This is a genomic window from Bacillus sp. FSL W8-0640 (genome assembly GCF_038007725.1).
Lineage (GTDB): Bacteria > Bacillota > Bacilli > Bacillales > Bacillaceae_G > Bacillus_A > Bacillus_A cereus.
The window spans coordinates 4,473,551-4,490,183 of the sequence record NZ_JBBOXT010000001.1; the positions used below are offsets into that span (position 1 = coordinate 4,473,551).

Sequence of the window (16,633 nt, forward strand, 5' to 3'; positions counted from 1 at the left end):
GAGATAAATCACATGAATCTATCCGATATAAAAAAAGAATATAATGCGGTATTCAGCTTAGGACAAAACTGCTGGCCTGCTTGGGCATTATATCAATTAGAATTATCACCATTTTTTGGCGTTATTGATTTTATGCTAAGCCCCTCATTAGAAAAAGTGAATGTATTATTACAAAATCGATTTGACCGCTTTTTAAATTTCAAAAATTTATCCTTCATCTCATTTTGGGATGATGATGCAAAATTAAGATTAAGGGACAACCTTTATGAAATTGACTCCTGTCATGACTTTAAAACAGATGTAAACACACCAACTTCTTGGCCTTCTTATACAGAAATTAAGTTGAATTATGAACATCGTATTAATCGTTTTCTAGCTACAATTGAAACGGCAGAATCCATATTATTTATTCGAACTGGAGGAACATATGAAGAAGCATGTTCCCTAGAACAAATTTTATCTCAAATCGTTACACATACATTCTCTGTCCTGTTACTAATTCCTGCCGATATACCAACTATCACCCAAGAAGATTGGGGATTACAACGTGTTTGCGTTATGAAATGTCCTATTATGGATGTATACCAATACAATGAAGCATTTTGGAAAGACTTATTTGATGGAATTACGATTGGACCACATTCTTAAATACATGACACCTTTACTACAAAACATATTATAATCTTCCTTATACAAAAAAATAAGGAGTGATTGTATATGTATCCACGTGCAAAGGCTTTTGGCATTGCTATACATCACGGGCGTCTTCTCGTACAAGAATATCATTCAGCCGATGAAACATTTTACCGACCTCTTGGTGGTTCAATTGAACTTGGTGAACAATCAGCACATACCGTTATTCGTGAATTTAGGGAAGAGCTTCATACAGAAGTGGAAATCACCAATTATTTAGGTTGTTTAGAAAATGTCTTTCATCTAGATGGAGACATTGGTCATGAAATTATTCAACTATATTCTTTGCGTTTATTAGACACGTCACTATATGAAATGAAAATATTAAATATACAAGATGAGGAAACAGTAGCATATGCGAAATGGATTCCTATTACGGCATTCATTCAGAAAGAAAAAATATTATATCCGGATGGAGTTTTAAAATACATCCAAAAGAAAAAAGACGAAATCCTATAGGATCTCGTCTTTTTTTTCATATATTAACCAATATCTCCAAGACGTAGTACGTCACGAGCAATCATAACTTCTTCGTCAGTTGGAATTACGATAATTTTTACTGGAGAGTGTGGGAAGCTGATGAATGCTTCTTCACCGAATACGTTATTACGTTTTGCATCGAAGTATACGCCCATGTACTCAAGGCCTTCTAATACGCGCTCACGAATAATCGCACTGTTTTCACCTACACCAGCTGTGAAGATGATTGCGTCTACACCTTTCATACGAGCAGTGTAAGAACCGATGTATTTGTGGATACGGCTTACGAATACATCAAGTGCTACTTTCGCACGGTGGTCGCCTTCTTCTTCTTTCGCAATGATGTCACGTAGGTCACTAGAGTAACCAGTAAGACCTAACATACCACTCTTCTTGTTTAATACGTTAACTACTTCTTCTACTGTTTGGCCTGTTTTTTCCATGATGTATGGAATTAACGCAGGGTCAAGGTTACCAGAACGTGTACCCATTGTTACACCAGCAAGTGGAGTGAAGCCCATAGAAGTATCAATAGATTTACCGCCTTCTACTGCTGCGATACTTGCACCGTTACCTAAGTGACAAGAAAGTAAGCTTAAGCTTTCAATTGGACGACCTAATAATTCAGCCGCACGCTCAGTTACATATTTATGAGAAGTTCCGTGGAAACCGTATTTACGGATGCCGAATTTTTCATAGTACTCATATGGTAAGCTGTATAGGAATGCAGATTCCGGCATTGTTTGGTGGAATGCTGTATCGAATACTGCTACTGCTGGTACGTTTGGTAATACTTCTTGGAATGCTTTAATACCAACAACGTTTGCTGGGTTATGAAGTGGTGCTAAATCGCTTAATTCTTCGATATCAGCTAATACTTCATCAGTAATTAAAACAGAGTCAGCAAATTTTTCGCCGCCGTGAACAACACGGTGACCGATACCGCCAATCTCATCTAGAGATTTAACGATTCCGTTTTCAGTTAACTTTTTAAGAAGCATATTAACTGCTACTGCGTGATCTGGAATGTTTGTAATTTCTTTTTGTTTTTCGCCATCTACAGTAATAGTGAAGATACTATCTTCTAAACCGATACGTTCTACTAAACCTTTTGTTAATACTGTTTCACTTGGCATTTCAAATAATTGGAATTTTAAGGAAGAGCTTCCTGCGTTAATCGCGATGATTTTTGACATCTAGTCTTTCGCCCCTTTTTCTCTTGGTAGTTGTGTGGATGTTTCCACAAACCGCTCGATTTTATCTGATCAAATTCACTAAATATGAAAACGTTTCATCATTAGCAAATTTTATACTCACGATTTTAATTTAAACATCGTCCGACATATATTTCAAGTGAAAAAATTGTAACACCAAGAAAAAATATATATTACAGATTTCAAAAAAATTCAGTTAAATCTTGTATATATTTAAAAATATGACATATTATATAAAACTGTACTACATAAATCACTAATGCTGTTACATATACCTAGCTTTATTTATGTGTTGCAAACCAAGTATTTAATTGATCCATAATGTCTTCCATCGCCTTCATGTTAGAGAATTTAGGCAACTCCACTAATAACGCCTGTTTTGGCATTGTTACATTAGCGCCTTTCTTTTGGAGAACAAATATACTTTTTGCATTTTTCTCGTTTTTAAACATGGAAACAGGAAGCTGTAATAACCCTTGAATAAAGCATGTTTCTTTAATAAATGCATGTAATTTCGGTGCTTGGTCACTTTCAAAAATGAAGTTTGGTACTAAGAAGAATAAGTAACCGCCCTCTTTCGTATGTTTCACACTTTGTTCAATAAATAAGTGATGGGCATACGACATTCCTTCATCTGCTTTTAATTTATATTCACTTGCACCGATTTCGTTTGGATAATAACCAACCGGTAAGTCTGAAACGACTGCATCAACTGGATCGATATAAAGTGGTGCTAGTCCATCTTGATGGAAGAATTCGATTGCATGCTTTTGTAAATTTGCATTTACTAAAGCAAGTTTAATTAGCACTTCATCCACTTCTACACCAAATCCACTCATTGTTAGTCCTTCTTTAGCGCTATTAAACACTGTAGTCATTAAGTTACCTGTTCCAATTGCAGGATCTAAAACTGTAATTTCATTTTGACCTTGCATAAATTTATGGAATAAGTAACTCATGAACATCCCAACTGCATCAGGTGTCATTTCGTGATTCGCTTGTACGCCTTCTTTCATTCCTTTTAAGATGGCTAACTGAAATGCTTTACGAATTTCTTCACCTTTATATGTTTCTTCATTAAACGTACTATATTCACGATTCAGCCTTTCAATTGCTGATTCGGATAATTCCTCTTGTAAAATCGCTCCCTCAAACAAGTTATCACCTGTTTCTACAAGCGCCTCTAAATATGTTACATCTAATTCTTTACGTAAAACTACCGCAGAAGAATCAAAAATAGAAAATAATGTTTCTACTGTCTGACTCACGTACATTCCTCCTTCTCTCTTTTACACATAACTTATATCATACCACAAAGTGATTTTTTCCAAAAAGAAAAAGCGACCTCCTGTAAAGAGCTCCCCTTTAGTTATATATGATATAACGTTTTTTCTCATATATCGATGCCGTTACAGAGCAATATATGAGAAAAAACGACCTCTTTATAAGAGGTCATTTTCTTCACATTACTTCGCAGATTTAGCTGCTTCTAATGCTGCTTCATAGTTTGGATGGCTTGTACCTTCGCTTACGTATTCTACGTAAACTACTTTGTCATTGCTATCTACTACGAATACTGCACGAGCAAGTAAACGAAGTTCTTTCATTACTAAGCCGTAAGCTTCACCGAATGAAAGGTCGCGGTGGTCAGAAAGTGTTACAACATTTTCTAAACCGTTTGCTGCACACCAGCGTTTTTGAGCGAATGGTAAATCAGCGCTAATTGTTAATACTTTCGCGTTTTCAATACCTGCTGCATCTTGGTTAAAACGACGTGTTTGTGCATCACACACACCTGTGTCGATTGAAGGTACAACACTAATTAATTTCACTTCGCCTTTGTATGTTTCTAAACTTACTGGAGATAAGTCGTTTGCTAATACTTGGAAGTTTGGCGCTTGATCGCCAACTTTAACTTCTGTTCCAACTAAAGTCATTGGATTACCTTTAAAAGTTACGTTTGCCACTTGAAAATCCTCCCTTATTTAAACAAAATATGTACAATGTAAATGATAGTTTGTCCCTATCGATAATGCAAATAAAATCGCTTTATTTACAAAAAAATTAAAGAAGCTAACCTATTGATTAGCTTCTTTATTCGTTAAATTTGAAATTCAGGATCATCTTCTTTTCGTTTATCCATCATTTCTTTCACTTTATCAACAGCTTGTGGCGCTAATTCAATTATTTTATCGATGACATGTGTTTGTTTATCTAAGTGCAATACTTTCACACCATCTCCATTTATAACAAGAAAAGCAACAGGATTAATAGAAACTCCTCCACCACTTCCCCCGCCAAATGGATGGTGGCCTGAATGTTCTACTTTACCAAATTCACTTCCACCAGCAGCAAATCCGAAACTTACTTTCGAAACAGTAAGAATTACACTTCCATCTGCCGCTTTAATTGGGTCACCAACAATTGTATTTACATCAGTCATTTGTTTTAAATGCTGCATTGCTGTTGTCATTAAACCTTGAATTGGATGGTCCATTCTATATCCCCCCTATGCTTGAACAGATTTTTCTGTCATACCAGATCTTTGCTTCCTCATAAATATGAGCAATTTCACCGCTGTTTTTATAGTGCGGAATATACGAAAAGATGCTGTTAACTCACATCTTGATGCAAATCCTTTTCCTTGAAAAACTGGGGTAATTTCAAATTCTGGTACGTCGACAATATGCATATATTGTCCGACAACTCCAGCAGCCATACCTTTTGTCCCCCATGCATATCCAGTGACAATTCCAGTACTAGCTGCGTCGCCTGCTCCAATTTGTGTATGCCATTTCCAACCATTGATTTTCACTCGTTTGAGAAAATCTTTAACAATAGTATGAACTTCTTGAAGCTTTTTTATCAGCTCACCAATGCTGTCAAGTTGCGCCATAATTTTATTATCGAGTCCGCCGTCCTCTTCAGCTTTTTCGATTTTCTGTCCTGTCTTTTTCTGCTGTTTTTCAATTCTTTCCAACACATCAAATGTATATCGAATCATCCATATTTTCACTTGAAGCAAACATTTCTTTTCCATTTCTGAATATAAAAATGTCACCTTAAGCTTTATTTTTGACAATAGTATAAACAAAATAAAAAGAAGAAGAATTATTATTCCAATTACGAGCCACTTCATACGTATCATCCTTTCACTCCGTACCCATTATCGACAACTTTATTCATCATTAAACAGAGTTCTATAAGATTGAATATAAAAATTTTTCTAAAAATAAAAAGGTATTTTGACATTTTATATCGAAATATATTATTTGAACATATCATCAGGGAACGGACTCTAATGATATGTAGCACGAAAAACAGAAAATTTAACTGCAGTGGAGGGATACATAATGGCAGATCGTCGCAATTTATTTTTCTTTTATGGTGATGACAAAGCAACGCTCGTTGAAAAAATGAAACCAATCTATCGTATTTTAGAAGAGAATGGATTTACCATATTAGATCATCCAAAAAATGCAAACGCTATCGTCAGTGTTGGAGATGATGCAACCTTCTTACAAGCCGTTCGTAAAACTGGTTTTAGGGAAGATTGCTTATACGCAGGGATTTCTACGAAAGATGAAACTTCGTTCTACTGCGATTTCCATATTGATCACGTTGATACAGCCCTTCAAGAAATTACAAAAAATGAAATTGAAGTGCGTAAATATCCAACAATTCAGGTAGATGTAGATCACAGTACATCTTTCCATTGTTTAAATGAGTTCTCATTACGTTCTAGTATTATAAAAACATTCGTTGTAGATGTTCACGTTGATGATTTATATTTCGAAACATTTAGAGGTGACGGTTTAGTAGTTTCTACCCCAACAGGAAGTACTGCTTACAATAAATCATTGCATGGCGCAGTTGTTGACCCACTTATTCCATGTTTCCAAGTAAGCGAACTAGCATCTTTAAACAACAACACTTACCGTACGCTCGGTTCACCTTTCATTTTAAATCACGAACGTACATTAACTTTAAAACTAAGACCAGACGGTAACGATTATCCTGTTATCGGCATGGATAACGAAGCGCTTAGCATTAAACAAGTGGAAAAAGCTGTTGTACGCTTAAGCGATAAACAAATTAAAACAGTTAAATTAAAAAACAATTCTTTCTGGGAAAAAGTACAGAGAACGTTTTTATAGGATTAAAATAACCGCAGAATTATGGAATTCCATAATTCTGCGGTTATTTATTTACCCCGATTGGCGCGGACAATACTCTCTTACTATCCACCCGTTATTCTTGTCAGTTTTTGTCGGTAATTCGATATATTTTAATAATCGCTCATATATTTCGAGTTACGATAGATATATTTCAATAATCGCTTATATATTTCGAGTTACAGTCGATATATTCCGAAAATCGCTTATATATTTCGAGTTACAGTCGATATATTCCGAAAATCGCTCATATATTTTTACGCATCTTTTCTATAGACAACTTGGCCATCTATTACGGTCATTTCTGCTTCTACTTCTTTTATTTCTTCTGCCTCAATTTCAAACATATTGCGGTCTAATATTGTAAAGTCTGCTTCATATCCTTTTGTAATTTGCCCTCGCTTCGCTTCTTTTCCAATTGCATAGGCACTTCCTGTTGTAAATAAAGAAACAGCCTCATATACCGTTAATCTTTCCTCAGGCATATAGCATACACCGTCAATAAAACTTCTACGTGTAACAGCGCTATATATACCTAAAAACGGATTTACTTGTTCAATGGGGGCATCTGAGCCACCATTACAATGTAGCCCTGCTTCCAGTAATGTCTTCCAAGCATACGCATAACGAAGACGGCGCTCTCCTAGTTTTTCAATGACTGACGGAAAATCTGATGAAAGAAAGACTGGCTGTATATCTATAATGACTTGCAAGTTTTTCATTCTTTCAATTAACTCCTCACGAGCAAGCTGACAATGAATAATGCGGTCACGTAACCCTTTTGCTGGTGGATATAATTCGAGTGCATCAATGACATATTCAAGCGATAAATCACCGATAGTATGAATCGCAACTGGCATATGTAAATCTCGTGCTTTCTTCACTAATTCTGCAAGTTCTTCACATGAGAAAATCGCAACCCCATTCGTTTCCTTCGCATCTTCATACGGTTCACTTAATAATGCTGTTCTTCCGCCAAAAGAACCGTCAGAAAAAATTTTCATTGCCCCAAATTCAATATAATGTTCATTTTCATATTCTTTTCGTTCATGTGCTACTTCATGGTGAACGAGCAAATGGGCTTTAAATGGCATTTCTTTTATCACATGAGAAAACGCATTATGCGTTTTTCTAAAACCACCATAATAATTTAAATCTTCCGTATGCCCGCCAACAAGTCCGTATTTCCAGCAATCTTTAATCGCTGTTTGCAGAGCTCTTTGTAAATAAGCTTCATCAATTTCTGGCTGAACATGTTTAATTAATTCTTGCCCTTGTTCATATAAAAGTCCTGTTAACTTATTTGATGAATCTCTGCCAATTTTCCCGCCTTTTGGATCTTCTGTCGCTTCTGTTATATTCGCTTCTTGCAGTATGTATGAATTCACCCATGTAACGTGACGACAAACTCTCTTTAATAAAATAGGATGGTCTTTCGAAATTTCATCTAAATCACGCGCGTGAACATCTTTCGTATCTGTAAAGTTATTTTCATTCCATCCTTCTCCAATAATCCAAGAGCCCTTTGGAGCTTCTTCCACTTGCTTCTGAACGAGAGCCAGTACTTCGCTATAAGATGTACAATTTGATAAATCTAGACGGAGTAATCTCTCTCCATGCCCAATAAGATGCATATGGCTATCAACGAGACCTGGAATCATTGTTTTTCCTTTTAGGTCATGTAACTTTACGTTTGAATATCTGCTTTCTAATTCTCCCTTATTACCAGCATCAACAATTATGCCGTTTTCAACGTAAACAGCGTCCACTTTTTCATTTTCTTCTCTCATTGTGTAAATGGTGCCGCCATACCAAATTTCTCCCATATATCCCATCTCCTTTATTTTTTATTGTATAAAAAAAAAGCACCAGTTCAAAACATGGTGCTTTTCTAAAAATTACTTTTGTTCAGTAGTAGACGTTGTAACTTGCCATTCAATATTAAATTTATCTTTTACTTGTCCGTATGCTGGGCTCCAGAATGTTTCTTGAAGTGGCATGATAACTTCTCCACCTTCTTGTAACTTATCGAATACTTCTTTTGCTTTTTCTGCATTACTAATTTGAATTGCGATTGTTACTTGAGATCCGATTGCATGTCCTTGACCTGGGAATGTATCAGAAATCATAAGATCCGTATTACCAACTTTTAAAGTAGCGTGTAAAACGCGCTCTTTCGCTTCAGCTGGAATCGGGTATTCTGGATTTTCAGGCATGTCACCAAAAGTTTGCATGACTTCTACTTTTGCATCTAAAGCCTCTTTATAAAACTGTACAGCTTCTTGCCCACTACCATCTAAAACTAAGTACGGATTAATACCTAAAATCATACGGACACCTCTTTTTTAAGTTTATAAAATCGAACTTGTGTTCGTTTTTATATTATCATTGTTTTGCATTTCATTCAACTATTTACTTCACTGTTTTCAAAATTATTTTGACGGAATCTCCATCTCTTGTTTTCTAAGTTCAATACGGCGAATTTTTCCAGAAATCGTTTTTGGTAGTTCATCTACAAATTCAATTTTGCGAGGGTATTTATATGGTGCAGTAAGTTCTTTGACGTGTTGTTGGAGTGTTGGAATTAATGTTTCTTCGTTCTTTTCTATATTCTCTCTTAATACGATAAATGCCTTCACGACACTTCCACGAATTTCATCAGGACTTGCGACAACTGCACATTCTCTTACGTAAGGATGTTTTACAAGTGCATCCTCTACTTCAAACGGCCCGATTGTATAACCAGAGCTAATAATGATATCATCACCGCGCCCTTCAAACCAGAAGTAGCCGTCTTCATCTTTCTTCGCTTTATCACCTGTAATATAATAATCACCGCGGAATTGCATCGCTGTACGTTCATCGTCTTTGTAATATTGTTTAAAGAGGGCCGGCGTTTCAATGTGAACTGCAATATCACCAACTTCGCCTACTTTAACCGGAGTACCTTCCTCATTTACGATATCGACGTGGTTACCTGGCGTTGGTTTCCCCATTGATCCTGGTCTAATATCCATCCCTTTCATTACACCAACAAGTAATGTATTTTCCGTTTGCCCATAGCCGTCTCTTACTGTAATATGAAAGTGCTTTTGGAACGTTCCAATGACTTCTCTATTTAATGGCTCACCTGCTGATACAGCGCTATGTAACGCCTCTAAATTGTACTGGCTTAAATCTTCTACCTTTGCCATTAATCTATACTCAGTCGGTGTACAACAAAGCACATTCACCTTATTATCGTCTAATAAGTTCAGGTATGTTTTCGGTTCAAACTTACCGTGATATACAAATCCTGTTGCCCCTGATCCTAGCGTTGCTAAAAACGGGCTCCAAATCCACTTTTGCCAGCCTGGACTAGCTGTTGCCCATACAATATCATTCTCTTCAATTCCGAGCCAATTTGGAGCGCTCGTACGTAAATGAGCGTATGCCCACGCATGTGTATGAACGACACCTTTCGGATTTCCTGTCGTTCCTGACGTGTAAGATAAAAAGACCATATCTTCTTTATCTGTCTTCGCCATTTCTAACATGTCACTCTCTGTTTCTAATGCTGTTTTTAAATTAATCCATCCATCTACTGACTGCTCGCTCAGGACAAATTTTTGAAGAGATTCCATCGCTTTTATATCATCAAACTGCCTAATGTACGGCTCATAGCTTACTATCGCTTTTACTTCTCCATGTCCAATTCGATATTCTATATCTTTTTTACGTAACATTTCCGAGCTTGGAATTACGACAAATCCTGCTTTAATAGCAGCAATATACGTCATGTACGCTTCAATTAAACGCGGCATCATAATGAGAAGCTTGTCCCCTTTTTGCAAACCACTTTTTATAAAAGCGTTTCCAATTTTATTCGCACCTTGCATTAATTCAGCGTATGTAACTTCCCTTCGATTCCCTTTATCATCTTGCCAAATTAAAGCTAACTTCTCTTTATCACCTGTATATTTCTCTATTTCAGAAACTAAATTATAAGACGGTGGCGCCAACAATTCTTCTCTCTTCATAAAATATCCTCCCTTTTCTTTATGCCTCCTTTATATAATAAAGAATTTTCTGTTAATTTTGAACCCTCTTCTTTTGACAAATTTTTCAGTTCTGTCGAATTACTAAATGAAATTACATCAACTTACCGACAAATGGCAACACAAAAAAGAAAGAGCGGGAGAACCCGCTCTTTCTAAGCCATCATATGGGATTATTTTTGGTAACCGCCTAATTGTTGCTCAGCTAGTGAAACTAGACGTTTAGTGATTTCACCACCAACAGAACCGTTAGCGCGAGCTGTTGCATCAGCTCCAAGTTGAACACCAAACTCTTGAGCGATTTCGTATTTCATTTGGTCTAATGCTGATTCAGCACCAGGAACCGCTAATTTATTTGTGCTACGTGACATGTTATATCACCTCCTTGTGAGTATAGAGTGTGATAAATAACATGACTTCATACACGTTTTAGATATGGTAATTTATGGTTTAGAAAAGTTCTTCAAATTTTTCTTCTTCCGCCACTACTTCTATCGTTTGTAATACCATTGTTTCTTTGTTCGCTACAGCTTCATCGATTAATGGTGTGAAATCGTATTTCGCTTCAAAACGATTTGCTTTTTCACGTTTCGGCTTCGTCGCTGGGCTTGCTGGTGTAAATACAGTACAGCAATCTTCATATGGACGAATTGAAATATCATACGTGCCGATTTCTTCAGCGATTTTAATAATCTCTAATTTATCCATCGTAATAAGCGGACGAATAACTGGGTAGTTTGTTACTTCGTTAATCGTATGCATACTATCTAACGTTTGGCTTGCTACTTGCCCAAGACTTTCACCAGTCGTAATTGCAAGTGCGTTACGCTCCTCAGCAATACGTTCTGTAATACGCATCATCATACGGCGCATAACCGTCATTGAATAGCTAGATGGGATTTCTTTATTAATTGTTTTTTGCACTTCTGTAAACGGAACAAGGTGAAGCGTTACTCGTTTACAATACTTCGTTAACTCTTGCGCTAAATCGATTACTTTTTGTTTTGCACGCTCACTTGTGAAAGGTGGACTATGGAAGTGAACTGCTTCCACAGATACGCCACGTTTCATCGTTAAGTAAGCTGCTACTGGGCTATCAATACCACCAGAAAGAAGTACCATTACTTTTCCGCCAACGCCAACTGGTAAACCGCCAGCTCCCATACGCTCATCACACATAATGTAGCTATAACCACTGCGAATTTCTACACGTACATTTACATCTGGATTATGAACATCTACAGTAATATCTTCTGTATTTTCTAGAATGTGTCCACCAATCTCAGGTAATAATTCCATCGTTCTCATTGGGAAATGCTTATAAGAACGGTGTACAGTAATTTTAAATGTTTTCACATCGCCTTTTACTTGTAAGAAAGCTGCTAATGCACCTTTTTTAATGTCTTCTAATTCTGATGGTACTTTCATCGCTAAGTTAAACTTATGAATACCAAATACATCTTTCAATCTTTCAGATACCGCTTCATGATCTTCGCCATTTAATTGGATGTACATACGGTCATGTGTTGCATCGATTTTAATATTTGGGAATTTTTTCAGTTTGAACTTCACGTTATCTTTTAATGTGCTTACAAATTTAGAACGGTTCTTACCTTTTGTCGTCATTTCTCCATAACGCACTAAAATATATTCATATTTCAACATAATTTCTTTACCTCATCACTTCATATAATTTTGGCAGCGTCTCTTTTACAATACCTTCAAATTGTTTTACTTCTTCCATTGTGTTTTCTGGTGCCAAACTAATACGAATAGCGCTTGCAGCTGCTGCATGCGGCACTCCCATTGACACTAACACTCTGCTCACTTCATTTGCTTTTGAAGAACAAGCAGATTTCGTTGACACATATACACCGTGTTCTTCTAAAGCATGAACGACTACTTCTGGTTTTAAACCAACAAATGATACATTTAAAATGTGCGGTGCTGCATATGCAAGCGACGTGTTAATCGTTACATCTTCCATCTCTTTAAAGAAACGAACAAGCTCTGCTTGTAAACTTTGCAAATGAGCTACCTTTTCTTTCACTTGTTCCATTGTCATGCGAAGTGCTTTCACCATCGCTACAATGCCAGGTAAATTCTCTGTACCAGAGCGATACTTAAGCTCTTGTTGACCACCTGATAAAATCGGATCTAATCTTACGCCATCGCGTACATAAAGAAGCCCCGTTCCTTTTACACTGTGGAATTTATGTCCAGATATTGAGCAAAGATCAATATGAGAAGCATATAAATCAAGCGGTACTTTTCCTATCCCTTGTACATGATCTACATGGAATCTTATTTTCGGATGATTCGATAATAACGTTCCAATTTCAGCAACGGGTTGAATTGCTCCAGTTTCGTTGTTCACATGAATAATTGACACAAGAATCGTATCTTCACGAAGCGCTCGTTTCACATCTTCTACCGATACAACACCATGCTCGTTAACCGGTAAATATGTTACATCAAACCCGAGTTCTTCTAATTGCTTATATGCCTCAAACACAGACGCGTGTTCAATATTTGTTGTAATGATATGTTTGCCACGCGAACGATTCCTCATCGCTATCCCTTTAATCGCAAGGTTATTCCCTTCCGTTCCACCTGATGTAAAAATAATTTCAGAAGGTTTAACACGAAGAAGCTGCGCTGCAATCGTTCTTGATTGTGTTAATAGACGCTCTGCCTCTCCTCCAAGCGAATGAATAGAAGAAGGATTACCAAAATATTTCCCAGCAACCGTCACGTACGATTGAAGAGCTTCTGGATATGGCTTAGTCGTCGCACTATTATCAAAATAGATCATCGTTCTTCCCCTTTCAGCGCTATCACATCGTATAATCATATCATAAATACGTGTCATTACGCTAAGACTACGCAAAGGTTCCGTTTTATCTCGATTGGTGAAGGCTAATAATTGGCGAGGATGCCCTCCTATTACAGTTTCACTTTATCCCGCGTTAACGGGCAATAAGACTCTCACCTCAAAATCCAGTTAGAGCAAAGAAGTTAGATGGGAGATTAACTGCCCGTAAATGCCCGATTGGTGAAGGCTAGTAATCAGTGGGGATGAATCTTCCCACCGATTACAGTTTCACTTTATTTTGAAACGAATAACCTTGCTGTATTCCGCTATTCATTATAGCAACATCGCCTGCAAAATTACATAAAAAAACAAACCCTTTTATGAAAGGGTTTGTTCATTGTCTACATATTCAGCTATTTTTTGAACAACGCCAGGTTCAAGTTGCTCTAATACTGAAGCCGCTTGTTCTAAAGCTGCATCGTATTGGTATTCACGGAATAATTTCTCAGCATAATTTAAACTTTCTGCTAGGTTTTCATCATGACTGCGGTAACGGTTACCGTACTGAATTAATTTTTCCACTAAATACGCTTGTCCAATTAACTCTTCTGTCATTTCAGCCACACCATTCACAGTTGTATATGCTTCTTCTAAACTGCTATTTACAGCGTTCATATTTAACGGCTTCACTTCTAATTGTTCATATACAGCTTGCATTGCCATTTGCCCTCTTTTTAAATCTTCCATAATACTCTCTGGAAGACCTGGCAAATTCGATTTTTGCATAAAGCGTTTCGTTTCGAAAATAGTATTTCGCATTTCTTGTAACTTCTCACGTGCTTCAAATTCTTCTTTGCGCATCGTTTGCAGCATTTCTTTATATTCTGCATGAAGTACTTTTAACGTTTCACATTGCTCATAAACCTCTTCTAGTTCCTCGCGAATAATAGAGAAGGCAATATCTTGTTCTGCAACGCGTAATTGTAGCATTTCAAAACGTTTCGTTAAAATGTGCATTTGCTTTTCAATTACTTTTTGAGACTCAATGTCTTTATCTTGTAACTGATAGCTTTGTTTCACAAGTTGTGTTTCTGTTTTCGTTTCAATCGTTTCGATGCGCATTTCTTCTAAATCATCATAAACAGAAAGTGTTTTTTGCTCCACATAATGTCTCGCATGTACTTCTTGTTCCAGTTGATCGTAGAAGCCATCTAAACGTGTTTTTAAGTTTTCTACTTTTTCAGCCGCTTCTGTTATATGAAGCTCCTGTATATCCATTAAACATGTTTGTAGTTGTTTCGTCATATCGCGAACTTCTTTAGGGACTTCCAAATAATCTAATACATAACCTTGTCTTACCATATCATTGTGTCCGTGTAATAAATCTTCCAGCTGAACTGGTAACGTCGCTTGACACTCTACCAATAAATCTGGAATTTGGTGAATAATGATTTCTAAATCTGCTAAACCTTCTTCCAAACTAATAACAATTTCTCTCGCTTTTAAATAGTCGCCATTGTTTGTCGCTTCTTCAAAGGTTTTAAATTTCTCAGATTCAGCGTCTAGCATCTCTTCGATTTTCTGCTCTGCTGCTCCATACATATGTCTATGAGCAAGAACACTCTTTTTCATACTACGATATGTATCACGTAACCCTTCAATTTCCGAGCTATTTTTCTCATGGCTTTCTAACAATTGCTGTAATTCATTTAAAATGTCCGTAATACGATTATCAGCGTCATCTAAACCACTTATGGATTCGTTCATCGCATGCTTTGCTTTTCGGAAGGAGAATTGCGAGGCGAATTTTCGCGCTTGCGCTAAATCTTTGTCAGCTTTCGGAAGGGTTGTTGATACAATTTCATCCCATTCTTCACGCCATTTACCAAACAGTTCTTCTGTTTGACCCGTCATGTTTAAATCTTTTACCCGTTTTAGTTCATCTGCCACAGGTTTATCTTTTATCTCTTGTTTCCACTGCTCCAGTGCTTCAATATCTTTATATGAACGATTTCTTATCACAAGCTCTATCATGAGCAGCACTAGAATAGAGCTTACTACAATGATAACGATCGTCAGGATAGAATCCATGCAAAAAAGCCTCCTAGTTATATCTCTTTTTTTGTCCGTTCCGTTTATGAAATGGAAGGCATTATGTATAAAAAGGGAATTCCCCTATATTTAACAACTAACAATGTACTAATCATACCATGTAATGGTTTGTTTTTGACCTAGTTTTTTTTAAAATTTCATGTTTCTTTCAATGTGATTGTAATCTTTCTCAATATTCCGCCTACCTCACTACCTATCCTCAAATGATTGTAATAACAAACAATCTTTCGTATGGGATACGAAATAAATTTTCCGCATGAGTGGTGGTTCAACAGAAATTACATGTACATTTCCTTGCCTTACAGACTGCTCTACTGCCCTTTCTGGAAGTAACGTGATACCAAGGCCAGCTTTTACCATTGCAAGCATCGGTTCTGCGTAAGATGTTTCCACAGCTATAGTTGGTTTTACACCTATTTCATGAAACATGTTCATAATCATTTTCCTTACATCACATATTTCTGGATATACAATTAATTTTTCATTGTGCAGCTCTTCTATTTGAATGACTATCTTCTCTTTGTACGGATGATTATTTGAAACAGCACAAACAATTTTCTCTTGTTGCACTTCTTTTATATACGTAGCACCTTCTACTACTGAATCGATGAACATCGCGTCAATCTCCCGTGCTTTAAATAACTCTCTTAATACTTCCGTATGTCCGATTTGCCATTCCACTTCGAACTCATCACCTAATATATCTTTACATTCTGATATGTAATGCTCCGCTAAACTCGGTAGTATACCAATTGAAAACTTCCGGTTCTCTTGATACCCCCTCATTTCTGTTTTCACTTCATTTATTTGCTCCAAAATTGGTAACATTCTTTTTATAAATAACTCTCCTGCCTCCGTTAACTCTACTCCTTGCGCAGAACGTTTAAGTAAAGTAACCTCTAAATCCGCTTCTAACTTTTGAATTTGTTTACTAAGCGCTGGTTGAGATATATGTAAAATCTTACTTGCCTTTGATAAACTTCGCGTATGCTTCACTTCAATAAACGATCGTACTGCCTCCAAATCCATCGTACACACCTCTAACAAAAAGTTATAACCGTTATAAGAAATCGATATTTCCTCCTATAAACAATTACTCTTTATACT

General features: G+C 36.6%; 16 protein-coding genes. 3 read left to right on the forward strand and 13 right to left on the reverse strand.

Going from position 1 to position 16,633, the window contains the following annotated elements; all coding sequences use genetic code 11:
* Window positions 1-12: 12 nt before the first annotated feature.
* Complete coding sequence (locus tag N2V80_RS23135; RefSeq protein WP_061654595.1) at window positions 13-648, forward strand: DUF1796 family putative cysteine peptidase; 636 nt, start codon at window positions 13-15, stop codon at window positions 646-648.
* A gap of 69 nt (window positions 649-717) precedes the next feature.
* A complete protein-coding gene (locus N2V80_RS23140; protein WP_000283468.1) occupies window positions 718-1,152 on the forward strand; it encodes an NUDIX hydrolase in 435 nt (144 codons plus the stop codon).
* Window positions 1,153-1,175: 23 nt separating this feature from the next.
* On the opposite strand, the gene ackA is transcribed toward N2V80_RS23140, so the two are convergent.
* From ackA to N2V80_RS23165, 5 genes are all read right to left on the reverse strand, one after another.
* A complete protein-coding gene (gene ackA / locus N2V80_RS23145; protein ID WP_000034575.1) occupies window positions 1,176-2,369 on the reverse strand; it encodes an acetate kinase in 1,194 nt (397 codons plus the stop codon).
* A gap of 299 nt (window positions 2,370-2,668) precedes the next feature.
* Window positions 2,669-3,655, reverse strand: a complete 987-nt coding sequence (locus tag N2V80_RS23150; protein WP_000084367.1) for a class I SAM-dependent methyltransferase — start codon at window positions 3,653-3,655, stop codon at window positions 2,669-2,671.
* 198 nt (window positions 3,656-3,853) lie between these two features.
* Window positions 3,854-4,354, reverse strand: a complete 501-nt coding sequence (gene tpx, locus N2V80_RS23155; RefSeq protein ID WP_000024529.1) for a thiol peroxidase — start codon at window positions 4,352-4,354, stop codon at window positions 3,854-3,856.
* A gap of 134 nt (window positions 4,355-4,488) precedes the next feature.
* Window positions 4,489-4,884: a GerW family sporulation protein gene (gene ytfJ, locus N2V80_RS23160; RefSeq protein WP_061654596.1), complete on the reverse strand. Its 396-nt coding sequence runs from the start codon at window positions 4,882-4,884 to the stop codon at window positions 4,489-4,491.
* Between the two features lie 12 nt (window positions 4,885-4,896).
* Window positions 4,897-5,535: a DUF2953 domain-containing protein gene (locus N2V80_RS23165; protein WP_002101410.1), complete on the reverse strand. Its 639-nt coding sequence runs from the start codon at window positions 5,533-5,535 to the stop codon at window positions 4,897-4,899.
* A gap of 205 nt (window positions 5,536-5,740) precedes the next feature.
* On the opposite strand from N2V80_RS23165, the gene N2V80_RS23170 reads away from it, so the two are divergent.
* Window positions 5,741-6,544: an NAD kinase gene (locus N2V80_RS23170; protein WP_000785186.1), complete on the forward strand. Its 804-nt coding sequence runs from the start codon at window positions 5,741-5,743 to the stop codon at window positions 6,542-6,544.
* A 275-nt stretch (window positions 6,545-6,819) separates the two neighbouring features.
* On the opposite strand, the gene N2V80_RS23175 is transcribed toward N2V80_RS23170, so the two are convergent.
* The 8 genes from N2V80_RS23175 to N2V80_RS23210 all read right to left on the reverse strand — a co-directional run bounded on the left by N2V80_RS23175 (window position 6,820) and on the right by N2V80_RS23210 (window position 16,555).
* Window positions 6,820-8,388: an amidohydrolase gene (locus tag N2V80_RS23175; RefSeq protein WP_061654597.1), complete on the reverse strand. Its 1,569-nt coding sequence runs from the start codon at window positions 8,386-8,388 to the stop codon at window positions 6,820-6,822.
* 72 nt (window positions 8,389-8,460) lie between these two features.
* Window positions 8,461-8,892 carry a VOC family protein gene (locus tag N2V80_RS23180; protein ID WP_000600350.1) on the reverse strand — a complete coding sequence of 144 codons (432 nt, stop codon included), beginning with the start codon at window positions 8,890-8,892 and terminating at the stop codon, window positions 8,461-8,463.
* Between the two features lie 102 nt (window positions 8,893-8,994).
* Window positions 8,995-10,581, reverse strand: a complete 1,587-nt coding sequence (gene mbcS, locus N2V80_RS23185) for an acyl-CoA synthetase MbcS (protein WP_000817757.1) — start codon at window positions 10,579-10,581, stop codon at window positions 8,995-8,997.
* A 191-nt stretch (window positions 10,582-10,772) separates the two neighbouring features.
* Window positions 10,773-10,970, reverse strand: coding sequence for an alpha/beta-type small acid-soluble spore protein (locus tag N2V80_RS23190; protein ID WP_000091640.1), 198 nt, complete (start codon window positions 10,968-10,970; stop codon window positions 10,773-10,775).
* 79 nt (window positions 10,971-11,049) lie between these two features.
* Entirely contained in the window at window positions 11,050-12,264 is a 1,215-nt protein-coding gene (gene thiI, locus N2V80_RS23195) for a tRNA uracil 4-sulfurtransferase ThiI (protein WP_000922340.1), read from the reverse strand.
* Window positions 12,265-12,271: 7 nt separating this feature from the next.
* Window positions 12,272-13,414: a cysteine desulfurase family protein gene (locus N2V80_RS23200; RefSeq protein ID WP_000638991.1), complete on the reverse strand. Its 1,143-nt coding sequence runs from the start codon at window positions 13,412-13,414 to the stop codon at window positions 12,272-12,274.
* A 378-nt stretch (window positions 13,415-13,792) separates the two neighbouring features.
* Entirely contained in the window at window positions 13,793-15,505 is a 1,713-nt protein-coding gene (gene ezrA / locus N2V80_RS23205) for a septation ring formation regulator EzrA (RefSeq protein ID WP_000377305.1), read from the reverse strand.
* A gap of 210 nt (window positions 15,506-15,715) precedes the next feature.
* Window positions 15,716-16,555, reverse strand: coding sequence for a LysR family transcriptional regulator (locus tag N2V80_RS23210; RefSeq protein ID WP_000362532.1), 840 nt, complete (start codon window positions 16,553-16,555; stop codon window positions 15,716-15,718).
* Between the last annotated feature and the right edge of the window lie 78 nt (window positions 16,556-16,633).

Coding starts and splice junctions, on each gene's coding strand:
- N2V80_RS23200 (WP_000638991.1), bottom strand. CDS start 13,414: ATGATCTATTTTGATAATAGTGCGACGACTAAGCCATATCCAGAAGCT.
- ackA (WP_000034575.1), bottom strand. CDS start 2,369: ATGTCAAAAATCATCGCGATTAACGCAGGAAGCTCTTCCTTAAAATTC.
- ytfJ (WP_061654596.1), bottom strand. CDS start 4,884: ATGGACCATCCAATTCAAGGTTTAATGACAACAGCAATGCAGCATTTA.
- ezrA (WP_000377305.1), bottom strand. CDS start 15,505: ATGGATTCTATCCTGACGATCGTTATCATTGTAGTAAGCTCTATTCTA.
- N2V80_RS23135 (WP_061654595.1), top strand. CDS start 13: ATGAATCTATCCGATATAAAAAAAGAATATAATGCGGTATTCAGCTTA.
- N2V80_RS23140 (WP_000283468.1), top strand. CDS start 718: ATGTATCCACGTGCAAAGGCTTTTGGCATTGCTATACATCACGGGCGT.
- N2V80_RS23170 (WP_000785186.1), top strand. CDS start 5,741: ATGGCAGATCGTCGCAATTTATTTTTCTTTTATGGTGATGACAAAGCA.
- N2V80_RS23210 (WP_000362532.1), bottom strand. CDS start 16,555: ATGGATTTGGAGGCAGTACGATCGTTTATTGAAGTGAAGCATACGCGA.
- mbcS (WP_000817757.1), bottom strand. CDS start 10,581: ATGAAGAGAGAAGAATTGTTGGCGCCACCGTCTTATAATTTAGTTTCT.
- N2V80_RS23175 (WP_061654597.1), bottom strand. CDS start 8,388: ATGGGAGAAATTTGGTATGGCGGCACCATTTACACAATGAGAGAAGAA.
- N2V80_RS23180 (WP_000600350.1), bottom strand. CDS start 8,892: ATGATTTTAGGTATTAATCCGTACTTAGTTTTAGATGGTAGTGGGCAA.
- N2V80_RS23190 (WP_000091640.1), bottom strand. CDS start 10,970: ATGTCACGTAGCACAAATAAATTAGCGGTTCCTGGTGCTGAATCAGCA.
- thiI (WP_000922340.1), bottom strand. CDS start 12,264: ATGTTGAAATATGAATATATTTTAGTGCGTTATGGAGAAATGACGACA.
- N2V80_RS23165 (WP_002101410.1), bottom strand. CDS start 5,535: ATGATACGTATGAAGTGGCTCGTAATTGGAATAATAATTCTTCTTCTT.